The organism is Nocardioides sp. YIM B13467, assembly GCF_042788075.1.
GTDB lineage: Bacteria > Actinomycetota > Actinomycetes > Propionibacteriales > Nocardioidaceae > Nocardioides.
This window is the reverse complement of sequence record NZ_JBHZPJ010000018.1, coordinates 1-12,072: the sequence shown is the minus strand read 5'-3', so window position 1 is coordinate 12,072 and position 12,072 is coordinate 1. Positions and strand designations below refer to the sequence as shown.

The 12,072-nt window shown below is 66.8% G+C and carries 13 protein-coding genes; 7 read left to right on the top strand and 6 right to left on the bottom strand.

The annotated features are described in order from the left end of the window. The first annotated feature begins 2 nt into the window (after nt 1-2). Genes ACFX43_RS04400 through ACFX43_RS04380 form a run of 5 tightly spaced genes read left to right on the top strand, consistent with a single transcriptional unit; the run spans nt 3 to nt 4,496 of the window. A complete protein-coding gene (locus ACFX43_RS04400; RefSeq protein ID WP_378817489.1) occupies nt 3-221 on the top strand; it encodes a hypothetical protein in 219 nt (72 codons plus the stop codon). A gap of 6 nt (nt 222-227) precedes the next feature. Then, the gene (locus ACFX43_RS04395) at nt 228-626 is read left to right on the top strand and encodes a TadE/TadG family type IV pilus assembly protein (RefSeq protein WP_378817487.1); all 399 of its coding nucleotides are present in this window, start codon (nt 228-230) and stop codon (nt 624-626) included. Next, entirely contained in the window at nt 623-1,060 is a 438-nt protein-coding gene (locus ACFX43_RS04390) for a TadE/TadG family type IV pilus assembly protein (protein ID WP_378817485.1), read from the top strand. The genes ACFX43_RS04395 and ACFX43_RS04390 overlap by 4 nt, the downstream gene beginning before the upstream one ends. Further along, nucleotides 1,057-1,485, top strand: a complete 429-nt coding sequence (locus ACFX43_RS04385; protein ID WP_378817482.1) for a pilus assembly protein TadG-related protein — start codon at nt 1,057-1,059, stop codon at nt 1,483-1,485. Before ACFX43_RS04390 ends, ACFX43_RS04385 begins: the two co-directional genes overlap by 4 nt. Continuing rightward, nucleotides 1,482-4,496, top strand: coding sequence for a LysM peptidoglycan-binding domain-containing protein (locus tag ACFX43_RS04380; protein ID WP_378817480.1), 3,015 nt, complete (start codon nt 1,482-1,484; stop codon nt 4,494-4,496). Before ACFX43_RS04385 ends, ACFX43_RS04380 begins: the two co-directional genes overlap by 4 nt. 358 nt (nt 4,497-4,854) lie before the next feature. On the opposite strand, the gene ACFX43_RS04375 is transcribed toward ACFX43_RS04380, so the two are convergent. Continuing rightward, nucleotides 4,855-5,244, bottom strand: a complete 390-nt coding sequence (locus ACFX43_RS04375) for a hypothetical protein (protein WP_378817477.1) — start codon at nt 5,242-5,244, stop codon at nt 4,855-4,857. A 258-nt stretch (nt 5,245-5,502) separates the two neighbouring features. Beyond that, a complete protein-coding gene (locus ACFX43_RS04370; protein ID WP_378817475.1) occupies nt 5,503-5,892 on the bottom strand; it encodes a hypothetical protein in 390 nt (129 codons plus the stop codon). 590 nt (nt 5,893-6,482) lie between these two features. On the opposite strand from ACFX43_RS04370, the gene ACFX43_RS04365 reads away from it, so the two are divergent. After that, nucleotides 6,483-6,692, top strand: a complete 210-nt coding sequence (locus ACFX43_RS04365) for a hypothetical protein (protein WP_378817471.1) — start codon at nt 6,483-6,485, stop codon at nt 6,690-6,692. A gap of 699 nt (nt 6,693-7,391) precedes the next feature. Then, nucleotides 7,392-7,571: a hypothetical protein gene (locus tag ACFX43_RS04360; RefSeq protein ID WP_378817468.1), complete on the top strand. Its 180-nt coding sequence runs from the start codon at nt 7,392-7,394 to the stop codon at nt 7,569-7,571. A gap of 405 nt (nt 7,572-7,976) precedes the next feature. Here the strand turns inward: ACFX43_RS04360 and ACFX43_RS04355 are convergent, their stop codons facing one another. The 4 genes from ACFX43_RS04355 to ACFX43_RS04340 all read right to left on the bottom strand — a co-directional run bounded on the left by ACFX43_RS04355 (nt 7,977) and on the right by ACFX43_RS04340 (nt 11,337). Continuing rightward, the gene (locus ACFX43_RS04355) at nt 7,977-8,927 is read right to left on the bottom strand and encodes a hypothetical protein (RefSeq protein WP_378817465.1); all 951 of its coding nucleotides are present in this window, start codon (nt 8,925-8,927) and stop codon (nt 7,977-7,979) included. A 357-nt stretch (nt 8,928-9,284) separates the two neighbouring features. Then, nucleotides 9,285-10,235 (bottom strand): hypothetical protein, encoded by a 951-nt coding sequence (locus ACFX43_RS04350; protein ID WP_378817462.1) that lies wholly within the window; start codon nt 10,233-10,235, stop codon nt 9,285-9,287. Nucleotides 10,236-10,584: 349 nt separating this feature from the next. Then, nucleotides 10,585-11,148 carry a hypothetical protein gene (locus ACFX43_RS04345; protein WP_378817460.1) on the bottom strand — a complete coding sequence of 188 codons (564 nt, stop codon included), beginning with the start codon at nt 11,146-11,148 and terminating at the stop codon, nt 10,585-10,587. 12 nt (nt 11,149-11,160) lie between these two features. Beyond that, nucleotides 11,161-11,337 (bottom strand): hypothetical protein, encoded by a 177-nt coding sequence (locus ACFX43_RS04340; protein WP_378817457.1) that lies wholly within the window; start codon nt 11,335-11,337, stop codon nt 11,161-11,163. Between the last annotated feature and the right edge of the window lie 735 nt (nt 11,338-12,072).

Below are 12,072 nucleotides of genomic sequence, written 5' to 3'. Positions count from 1 at the left end.
CCATGCTCCACTTCTACGCGCTGCGTCTCTACACGATCATCACCGTCACCTGGCATGACCTGGGCGACCGCGTCCTCCAGCCGCCGGGTCGACGAAGGGACGAGCGCGGGTCAGTCACGATCGAGAACGTCCTCTGGGCCGTCGCCGTCATCGCGATCGTGGCCATCGTGGTCGCGGCGATCAGGGCGTTCGTCACCAGCGAATCAGGGAAGATCAGGTAGACCGCCATGGCCCGAGGAACAAGCTCACGAGATGAGCGCGGCGCAGCATCGATCGAGATGGTCATCCTGCTCCCAGCGCTCTTCGCCGTGCTCTTCCTCGGCCTGCAAGCCGCGCTCTACTTCCACGCCCGCACGATCGCAATCGCGGCCGCACAAGAAGGCGCCCGCGCCGCCGCGGCAGACCAAGCCGGGTCCCAGGACGGTGTCATCGCGGCCCGTGCCTATCTCGCCGACGCGGGCGACTCCCTGGAGTCATCGCGGGCCTCCGCCCGTCGAACCGCAACCACGGCCACCGTGACCGTCCGAGGCCGGGCACTCTCGGTGATCCCCGGCTGGAAGCCAGCCATCACCCAGCACGCCAGCGCTGAAGTAGAGCGCCTGACCGCTCCAGGTGAGCCCCGATGACCGCCCGGGCACGCGACGAACGCGGATCCGCGGCGATCGAAGCTGCGATCGGCCTGCCAGCCTTCCTTCTGTTCGTCGGGTTGATCATCGCTGGCGGACGCCTCGCCGTCGCCCATCAAGCGCTCCAGTCGGCCGCTGCTGATGGCGCCCGCGCTGCCTCGATCGCACGCGACGCTAGTGACGCCGAATCCTCGGCATGGCGCGAAGCAACAACCAGCTTGAGCAACCAGAACCTCCGTTGTCGCGCCACGCAGGTGACCGTCGACACCAGCGGCTTTCGTGTTCCGACCGGGCAGCCGGCCAACGTGACGGTGACCTTGATGTGCCGGGTTGATCTGGCCGACCTCTCAGTGCCTGGGATACCGGGCAGCCGCCTGCTCCGCACCACGATGAGCAGCCCGATCGACACTTGGCGTGAGCGAGGCCTGCCGTGACACCGGAGCAGCGTGCTCGCAACGAGCGCGGCTCCGCGACCATCTGGATGGTCACGGCCGCCCTCGCGATGAGCGTCCTGATCGGGCTCGCGGTCGACCTCGGCGGGCAGGCCCACGTTCAACAACGCACCCACGATCTCGCTGCCCAAGCCGCACGAACCGGTGCCGAGGAAGTGCTCGCCGCACCAGCAATCGAGGGCAGGTACGCCCACATCGATACCGCCGCAGCGGGCCGCGCCGCTCGCTCCTACCTCGCCCAGTCCGGCGCCACCGGGACCGTCCGAGTACGCGGAGACCGAATCCACGTGGAAGCCACCGACACGTACCGCACCCGGTTCCTGTCGATCATCGGCATCACCACGGTCCGGGTTCGTGGCGACGCTGAGGCCGAGCTGATCCGCAGCCTCAACGGGGAGGAACGATGAACAGAACCGGCATGAGCACTCGCGTACGCGGCCTGTTCGCCTGCCTCACCATCCTCGCCCTCCTCATCGGCGCACCCATCGCACTGCTTCTTCTCGGCGCCATCCCCACCTTCGACGGATTCACCTGGCGCGACCTCCTCCGCCAAGACGACGGCACGCTCGCGCTCCAAGCCATCACCATCGCTGCCTGGATCACCTGGGCCTGGTGCGCCACCACCATCCTCCTCGAGACCGTCGCCAGACTCCGCGGCATCACCACGCCACGCCTCCCCGGTCTCCCCCAAGGCACAGCATCGCGACTTGTCTCAGCCGCGGCTCTCCTCTTCATCGCCATCCCCGCAGCTGCCCCATCCATGACACCTGCCCGCGCCGCCGCAACGCCGCCCGTCCCGGAGACACCGACTCCGCCGTCGGCCACCGCACCGGCGAAGGTCGCACCCTCCCGACCGGCGCCGAAGCTGGACGCTCCACCGACGATCAACTACACCGTCAAGCGCGGCGACAGCCTCTGGCGAATCGCGGACTCACACCTCGGCGCAGGGACCCGCTTCACCGAGATCATCGACCTCAACCCCGAGGCCCTAGCCGGCGATGCCGATTTCCTTCCTGTCGGCCTCGTACTCCGCCTACCCAGTCCTTCAGAACCCACCACGAAAGGCGAGTCGTACGTCGTCAAGCCCGGCGACACCATGTCCGAGGTCGCCGCAACCGAGCTACACGACGCCGATCGGTATCCAGAGATCTTCGAGGCCTCGCACGACACCACCCAGCCCGACGGCACTCACCTGACCGACCCAGACCAGATCCAGCCAGGTTGGACCCTCACCATCCCTAGACCACACCCACACGCCAACGAGCCACGCGTTCCGGCGCCGCCCCCACTCCATCCCGATGCACCGTCGATCAGAACCCCCGAGACGCGGCCAAACATCGCGACGCCCGACGCTGCCCCACCGGTAGAGGCCCCAGCATCGGCCCCCTCCAGGGAAGCGCCTGAAGAGTCCGAGGTCGCGCCCTCGTGGATCCTCCCCGGCCTGACCGGCGGCGGCGCCGTGCTGGCCGGCGGCCTCATGCTCCTCCTGCGGCGGCACTACCGATCACAGCGGCGCTACCGAGTACCGGGCCAGGAAATGGTCGGCCCTCCACCAGAGCTTCGTCACGTAGAGAAGACCATCCACTTGGAGGGTCCCAGAGCAGCTGCCCTCATCGAGCACCTAGACGCCATGCTTCGGATGCTCTCCGAGCCGGAGCATGTCCACCTAGTCGCAGCCGAGCTTGGCCACCGTCAGATCACCCTGCACCTCGGCGAGCCCGCGGCGCTTCCCCACCCATGGACCGGTGGTCCCTCCGTCTGGACAGCCGAACCCGAGGTCGTCGCAACCGACAACGAAGGCCTCGCGCCCTACCCGCTGCTCGCCTCCATCGGCCAGTCCGACGACGGCCACCTGTGGCTCCTGAACCTCGAAGAGCCCGGAGTCATCAATCTGACTGGCGATCGCGAGCAGACCGAGGCCCTCGCAAGACATCTCGCCGCAGAGCTCACCGTCACGCCGTGGTCGATGCTCGTCCAGGTCGACGCCCACCGCATCGCCCCAGAGCTCACCGATCTCGATCCACTCCGGCTCCACCACCACGACACCAGCGACTTCCTCCTGCCCCTCGCCGCCGATCTCGACCCCGCAGGACGACTCCCCGGCTTCGACCCCGATCGCTACCACGCCGTCATCATCGCCGAAGACTCCGAAGCCATCCGCGTACTCACCAAGACCATCCGCCTCGACGACGACCGCTCCGGAGCCGCCGCGGTCATCCTCGACGCCCTCCCCGACCTCAGCGCCGCCAGCCTCACCATCACTGCCGACGGTCACCTCACCATCGAACACCCAGCACTTCGCGACGTACGCCTCCGAGCAGCCGGCCTCACCTCCGAGGAAGCCACGACCTGCGCAGCCATCGTCGAGGCCACCCGCAGCGCAAAATCCCGGCCCATGCCGAAGAACGAGTCGGCGACCCACGGCATGGAAGCCCTCATCGACGCAGCCGGCGCGCTACGGCCCGAATACGTCCATGAGCGCCCACCCGACCTCGAGCCGGCCGGCGCGCACTCATTGCTCCCAGAAGCGACCACGACGTACGTCGACCACTGCGCCACCACCTCAGAAGACGTCCACCAACTCGCCCCGGTCGTCACCGCGGAGACGCGTGCGACAGTCACCGCACTCGACCCAGCCCTCGACGACGACCTCGCCGAATGGCAAGCCTCGTCCTCCCGCCTCCCCAAGCTCACCCTGCTCGGCCCCGTCTACCTCCGAGCAAATGGAGTCGTGCCACCCGCTCGCCGGCCCTATTTCGCCGAGCTCCTCGCCTACCTCACCCTCCATCCGAACGGCGTATCAACTGGCGAGTTCCTCGAGGCCATCGGCGTCAGCCGCAGCCGCCTCACCATCGACCTCGGGAAGCTCCGAAACTGGCTCGGCACAAACCCACGTACGGGCCATGACCACCTCCAAGACGCACGCAGAACGCCCGCCGCCAATCGCCTCGGCCACCCGGCCTACCAAGCGGAAGACGTCCTCGTCGACCTCGACCTCTTCCGACGCCTCCGGGCCCGAGGTGAAGCCCGCGGCGCAGACGGTATCGCCGACCTCCACCAAGCCCTCCGGCTCGTCAGCGGCGAACCCTTCACCCAACTACGAGAACGAGGCTGGTCTTGGCTGCTCGACGGACAGCGCCACGATCACATCGCCGTCTCGATGATCGTCGACACAGCACACTTGGTCGTCAATCGAGCCCTGCCCGAGCACGATTACGACATCGCCCTAGAAGCGGCTGAGATCGCGATGAGAGCAGCCCCCTACGACGATGTCCCGTGCCTCGACTTCGCCCGAGTTCTCGCCGCAACCGGCCATCCAGGCAGCGCCGAGGACCACATCGCAGAACGTCTCTACAACCGCGACGACGGGGACGGGCCTTCGGATCCGCCCGCCCGCTCCAGGCGTGTGGCTGGGTAGGGGCCAGTCGACCAGGTCCAGGGCCACACGCACACCGAGTTTGCCCGGAGTAGCTCAGCAGGAACCCTCTTGGTGTCGACCAGGAGCTGCCGACCGCGTCGACGCAACTGCTGCTGTCGGTTGCTGGCCAGTTCGCGCTCCTCGGGATCGCACCAGATCAGGCACCAATGATGACATGATATTGACACTTATCATGTCATCAGCCACCGCTGAGACCTAGGCCCGTGGTCATGCGGCGACGGGGTGACGGCTCCTGGATTGGTCGCCCGCTCGGCTTCCCGGGCGACCTGCTCGGCGGCGAGGCGCCGGTGCCGGGCACCCCACGCCAAATCGACGGGGTTCTCCTAGGCGTAACGGGTCACGACTTGCCCCCGAACCCGAGAGCCACGATCGCATCCCACTTCCGTTTGGCGCTGCTGACCATGCGCCGGTCGTGCGATTCGTAGTCGGCGGCGAGAGCGACCCGTTGCTCTTGGGACAGCGAAGGCGCTTTGGAGACCTCGCGGTCGATCCATTCGCGGACGTCCGGAAGCACCGGGGGTTCCGGCGGCGCCGTCCAGTCGGCAGACGGCCGGTGTGTGTAGTCCCGGGCTTTGGGGCACATGCCAGGGACTTCCGGAAACTCGTCCACCCATCGGCCGGTAGTGGCGTTGGGTCCGTACACGTGCCGGCTGAGCGTCTTGGTCTTCCAGGTGATCGCCTGGTGGCAGTGAATGCACGTGCCGGTCGTCGCGTCGTCGATGGCCATGCGGGCTGCTCCTTTCGGGTGGTGCGGCGGGCGCGGGGTCGTCGGCGGCGGTGGTGGTGCCGCCATAGGTTCGAGGCAGGCGACGAGCACGGCGGTGTTCTCGGCCTCGCCTCGGGCTGCGGCCCACACGTCATTGTGAACCCGGAAATGGCGGTGTGGCGTACTCGGCGCGTTCGGCATGGTGTGGCGTAGGACTACATGCGTTCCGTAACAGACGGCGAGCCGTTGCTCTAGTGGTACTTGCTCAAGTCACTTGGGCTACGTGGTCTCAGCGACCTCGACCGTTTCCGCCGCTTCAAGAGCAACCGCGGCGAGCTCAACGGTCCGCTGCAACTGTTCAAGCGCGGTTCGGTCCACCCCGCTGGCCCGAGCGCCCCGCGTCGAGTGGGTCTCGCATACCGCCGGCAGCCCCGGTCGTACGCCGGCGGGGGTCGCCCGGGCGGCCTGAGCCCGGGCCGCGGCGTCGGCGTCCACTTCGCCGCCCTCGCAAGCCTGCAGCGCGGCCGCGATGGTCTCGGCCAGGTCGACGGCCTCGAGCAGCTCCTCGATCAGCTCCTCGACGTGGACGCCGGTGTCCTCGAGCACGGCGGCGAGGTCGTCGACCAGGCCGCTCGTCCCGTCGCTGGTCTCGTCGGTGGGGTCGGGCATGGCCGACTCCTCACTCTGCGGTCCTCCGGCGGATCGCGCTATCGGCGGTAGGTCGCTGATGACGCTAGCGCTGGGCACCGACAGTTTCGGGCCGCTCTATCGGCGGTCCCGGCGGGGTGGTTCCGCCGATAGAGGTAACTATCGGCGGAATGTCGTTGAGCAACGTCTCTGGCGCTGGCCCGCTCCATTCACGACCAGGCGGTCCATGTCGGCCCGAAGGCGTGCAAGAGCCGCTGCGCGAGCTCGACGAGGTCGCCTACCTGCACTTCGCGAGCGTCTACCGGGGCCTTCGGCTCGGCGGACGACTTCGAGCGTGAGATCCAGATGCTGCGTACGGAACGAGAAGTCGAGGACTTCGAGGCAGAACATCCGGTCGAGGCGCCCGGCCCGGGCAGGCCGCGGGGAAGCGACCTTGCTCGGGCCACCCAACGAAACAGATCGGGGCAGAGCAAGGACTCCACCATCAGCACCGACCAGCAGTACGGCACATCAATCGATGACAACAGGGGGACGAAATGACAGACACGACGGCAGCGGCACAGTCAGCTGGCTCCAAGAGGCCCGACCAGCACCGAGCTTGGTAGCGGCGATTGATCCTCTTCGGCGGGGCGATCGCAATCCTCGTGGTGGCCAGTTGGCTGGTGCCGGCGGGCACATCGCTGTGGACGATCGGGGTGCTCGGGATCCTCGTCATGTCCTCGTCCTCTCCTGACCCAGAGCAGCTCTCCAAGTTCGGCAGCCCTGCCGCCGCCGATGCGAACCAGGGTTCTGAACGCGATCAGGAAGAGCCGTCGGCATAGGCCAGGAAACCGCCGATTCCGAACGGCCAGCAGTCAAGTGTCTGCGCGAGTGCGCGCGTAGGATCTCCTCAGACGCGCTCTCTCGTCGCTCCCTCGGCGGGAGCATGCCCACGCGCGGATTCCTGAAGCGCGATCGCCGGCGACTTCCGACAGCACCAGCTACGCTGCACCTGGCTGGTCGGACACGCTGCGCCGATGCTCTAGGCGGGACGACCAGGACCTACCTCCTGAGCCGAAGGGGAGCCCTCCTCGCATGAGAAGTGCGTCCGCAGACGGCGCCGTCGCTCGAATTTTGCTACTGTCGCCGTCAGTTGCGGATCTTTGCGCCCAAAACCCGGTCTCAGGTGAGCCCGGGTTTTCTTGTCCCCAGAGGTCCTCTTGCGTCGCGGTACGCCGAACGCCGGCGCTCGAATTCTTCGTGTGTCACCATTCATGCGGACTAACTGCGCCGTTTTGCGCCCACCAACCCGGGACTCGGATGAGCCCGGGTTTCGTCGTCTCCGGAGGCCCTCGGCGAGTTCTTGCCGAGCAGATTTCGACCTCCCGGCCGACTACACCCTCGGTCACCCTTTAGCCGGTCTATCCGCGACCGGCTTTTCTTGGTGCCACGACGCACCACATGTACTCCGCAGCGGTCCCGCTGCGGTCGTTATCCGTCCCCAACGAGGGGCGGACCGCACCACCCAAAGGGAGGTCGCGATGTTGGAGATCCTCGCCGCTGCGGCAGGTCACCCGCTCGCGCTCACTCTGCCTACTGCGGCAGTTGCACTTGTCGCAGCGGCTGGACGCTTCGTGCTCCAGCTGCTTCCCCTGGTCTCGGACCGCGTGAACGAGCGCGCCGTCCGCCTGGCCAGGGCGAAGAGCCAGCAGAGCGAGTAGGGCGAAAACGCACCTTTGCATTTGGGTAGGGAGAACTCTGCCCAAAATCAGGCCGTTTGGGTAAAAGGGCACGGGAACCGCGCTCGGCGGCACCGTCGAAACGCTCGCCGTTGGCGCCGTCGACCGCGGGCCCGGAACGGACCGTGAGCAGCAGGCTCTGCCGGGTGGTCACCAGCCCGCGGCCCGCCGATCCGGCCGGCTTCTCAGGGCGACGACCGCAGAGAAACGGCAGGTGGCTCCCTCGTCGAGTACGAGGGAGCCGCCTACACTGGGTAACGGTTCAGATCGTCATGAGAGCCACGGCACATGCCGTGAGGACGATCGCGAGGGCCGCTAGGCGCGCGGTGGGGCCCCATCCGACAATGGCTGCCCGCACCGTGCGACCTACCTCGCGCGCGATTACGGTCACTTTCCGCTCTTCTCCTTCCTACGTCTCTTGAGGGTCCTGGTCGCGGTGACGCCCTCCGCGGCCGTGTCTGACGTCTGGTTGTCTCCGTCCGAGACCGTGGGTACTGCCTTGGTCGACGCGCTGCGCGCTCGAGCTTCCTTCTGGGCCTGCGCCCGGAGCTCGTTGCGCGCCTCGGTACTGAACTGGCCGGTGAGGCTGTACCAGTGCTTCTGGGTGGCGCCGATCGACGACAGTGGCGCCTTGACCCACTCGACCCGCTCGAGGAGGAGCCCGTGGTCCCGCAGGTTCTCGATGCCTGCTTCGATGCTGCGCGGCGCGATGTGGTACCACTTCGCCGCGTCCTTGTTCGTCAGCCAGGCCTCGGTCGACTCGCTCGTCCTGCCCGCGATGATCAGCAGCATCGCGAGGCCAGGCATGGAGAGCTTCTCGAAGAGTCCAGACCGCCAGAACGATCCCGGCAGAATGAAGTACGACTCCCGGTGGTCCTTCTTCTTGCCACCGGGGGTGGTGTATTCGGTCTTCCCGTCTTCGCGCCGGGGCGTGACCTCCACTCCCCTCGAGAGATGCTTGCGCGTGATGAGGCCCCGCTGCTCGAGATCGCCCCACGCGTTGGAAACGTCTGTCGCGCTCCATCTCCGGCCGGTCTCGGTCTGCAGTGCCCGCGCCCAGGCCTTGTTAGGCAGGGGCCCTTCCTCGGCCTGCCTCCTCTGGAGCCATGGCCAGATTGTCAGCAGCAGCAGATAGATCTGGAGCGAGCGTCGCTTCCGATCGGTGACCATGGGTCCGAGGAGTCCAGCGCGGTCGGTGACGTCGTCGGGGAGCTGGAGGAAGATGTGGCGTACGACTGTGTAGCCACGTCCGGAGTAGCGAAGCATCTGCTCGAGCGCGTCCACGCCGGTCGCCACTGCCTCAGGTGGCGGCTCATGTAGTTTTGATGTTGTTGGCATGAGAGAACCATAGGCCTCGCCACCAGGATTGGATCGTCTGCTGGTGGTGGGTGGATCTTGGTTTCGTGCCTACCTTAGAGAGGCATTCCAGATGCCAAGGACAAGATGCCGCTGAAGCGAAGCCCCGAGACACCTATGATGAGGCGGATTAGGGAATCGAGCCGTCGCCGATCATCGTCTCGAGTTAGCCGCTGAGCAGTTCAGATTTTTGGCGTTGCGCGTGGCCCCTGGCCCGCGCAAACCGAGTCCACGGCACCGAGAGCAAGCCACTGGCCGCTCGAGTGAATCAGCCAGGCGTTGTCACGGGCGTCGTCGCCGGCGTCCTCGACCAGGGCTGGGGGCCGGTTATGCGCTCTGCTACTGGCCTGGCTCGCGGCGCACGACGTCTTCGATCGCGCCGCGCTTGAGGGCGAACCACACCATCAGCGCGATCCAGACCTGCCCCTGTCCCTCGGGGTCGAACGGCTCCACCTCGGGCACGTCGACGACGGGATCGCTGGAGGCGAGCGCACGGTTCAAGAGCACCTTGGCCGCACGCTCAACGCCCGCCGGCAGATCGACCACCTGGAAACCCATGACCACGTCGTGGGTGACCTCGAGCGGCATCTCGCCCTCGACGAGCTCCTGGGGCCACGAGCTGGCCGCGAGGATCGTGCGCGCGGACTCGGCGGCGCTGACCAGGACAGGCCCCCAGGAGTCGTGCGCGACCAACGAGGCGATCTGCTCGAGGTCGATCGCCTCGCTCGGCGCCCACTCCCGGCCCGGATCGTCTGCCAGGCGCTCCAGGAGCCGATGCACGTTCCCCGCGATCTGCTCCAGGTCGACCGGCGCCGGCGTCGTCGGCTCCGGCTCCATGAGCCCGAGCTCGACCAGAGCGTCAGGCTGCTGGACAGGGCCCTCGGTGGCGTCGATGAGATTCAGACCGCGCGTGACCAGGTTCTCTGCCATCGCCAACCAGCCCTCGCGGTAGGCGGCGATCGCCGCGGCATCGTCGTTGGGGTCGACACCGGCCACAGCGGCGGCGTACTGCCGCTGATCCTCGGTCACCACTCGATCCTTCGACTTCCGTACGCGCTTCGTCACCGTCTTCAGGGCCTTCTTCAGCCTCTTGGGCGAAGAGTCCAGGTCGGCCGCGAGCGTGCGGGCATAGAAGTCTCGGTCCAAGCCTGAGCTGGAGGAGACCTCGACCGGGAAGCCGCCCATCGTGGTGCCGGTGTAGCGGTCCATCTCGTTCAGCAGCGCGTTGGCCGTGTAGATCCACAGGGTCTGGTCATCGGACATGTTCGACTCACCGAGTTGAGTGCTCATACCCAAGAGTCTGACCTGCCCACCGACATTTCTTCAGGAAACAGGTGACTCAGCGTCGTACCGAAGAGCGTGCGCACGCACCCCGCGACGCTAACCCCCCAAGACCCACACGATCACGCCTGAGCAGGACCAGACCCCTGCACCGGAGAGATCGACCATGACCATCACCGAGATCATCACCGAGCTAGTCAGCTGGTTCTTCAGCACCTTCACGTCATTCGAGGAGGCTTTGGAGACCTGCCGCACCGTGTGGCGCCTATACCGTCTCCTGGCCTGGCTGACTCGTCTGGCTCGCCGGGCCCATCGTTGGTTCGCGCAGCGGCGGACCTTGCCCCCGTCGCACAACCGGCTAGGGCGCGGTGATGATCCGTCCTGGGCGCCGGTATGGCAGGTGCAGCACGACGCGCCACTCATCCTCACCGCTGCGCGCCAGGACGACGAACTTTGCGTCGCCTGTGACCTGCGGGAGGACGCGTCCCACCTCGAGGTCAACCACCTCTCCTTGGTCGACGTCAGCGACCGTCACCGAAGAGCAGACTTGCTCGTCCTCGTCAAGGAGACCGGTCAGCAGCTTGGCTGTCTCGGCGTCCCTCAGGTCCACGCTGATTTCCCACTCGTCGTACCGGATGGGCCCATGGTTGACCAGCCGGATTCCTCGCACCTGGCCGTTGCGGGTGTCCTTCAGCCTGCGGGAGTCCAGGCTGATCTCAGGGCGCCGCTCAGCATGCAGACGGATCGCTTCGTAGCGCTCCATCTTCTGAGCCGTGGCCAGCGTCTCCGCAGCCGCAGTCGCCGAGTGTTCTGCCGCCTGCGTGGCGCGCTCCGTGGCCTTCGCCTGCCGATGAGTGCTCCAGGCAGCCCAGCCGCTGAGCAGCAGCGCAGCGATCGCGACAACGAACGTTGCAGTCTCCACCGCAGCCCCGCTTCACTCGCCGGAGCGGCCGATGCCGAGCAGCGGCCAGCCTTCGGGGAGCTGCTCCTCGAGCGCGGCCTTCGCTGCCTCATAGGTGTCCCCGGATCCGGTGAGCTCGATCGGCTCGTGTTCATCGGCGTCGGGGGCATTCAGCCGCGGGCGAGCTCGGGAAGTCAGGACTACGGACACGGCCTGATCGTACGTCGCCGGCTCCGCACCCCTCCGCGGGCTCTGGGCGTCGCCATCCTGAGGTCAAAGGACATCTTGCTCTCGCCGGTCGACTGCGCTCCTGCGGGTGCGTCGCCGGCGACGTACGAGCAGCACAGCTGCGCCCGTGACGACGGCGCCAAGCACCTCGCCGGCCGCCGAAGTCACGATGTTCAAGAACCACGGATCGCTCACGATGTCGCCTCTTCCAGATCGGATGTTGTGCCTCTCTGGTTTTGAGAAGGTGCGCGCACGAGGCCAGGTGTGACACAGCAATGAGCACGAGCCTTGGCGGCCAGGCCGGAGGCCCTGCCCGGTCAGGGCGCCACAGCCGACGTCGCAGCCCGACTGCCACGTCTCCAAGCTCTTCAACGTCCTGCTGAAGTTCCACAGGCCGCTTCCCCGGGAAGATCCTCAACCTGCTCCGCATGGGGATCGAGAACGTTTCCACGTGGAAACCTGTGGAAAGACGGGTGGTTCACCACCCAGTTGACCCGACCACGCCGGGAGCTCGGGCCAGAGCGCACCAAAAAGGCGACGAAGTTGGCGGTGTCGTCGGCTCCGGGCCATAGGCTTGTCCCAGACGTGGTGAGCGACAAGGACATCCTGACCGAGATCCACGACAGACGTAACAAAAGGGCGGCGGCGTCCTGGCAGGGACGCCGCCGCCGACGATCACACCAATCCCTTTCCCGAGGAACGAGCAACCACTGATCA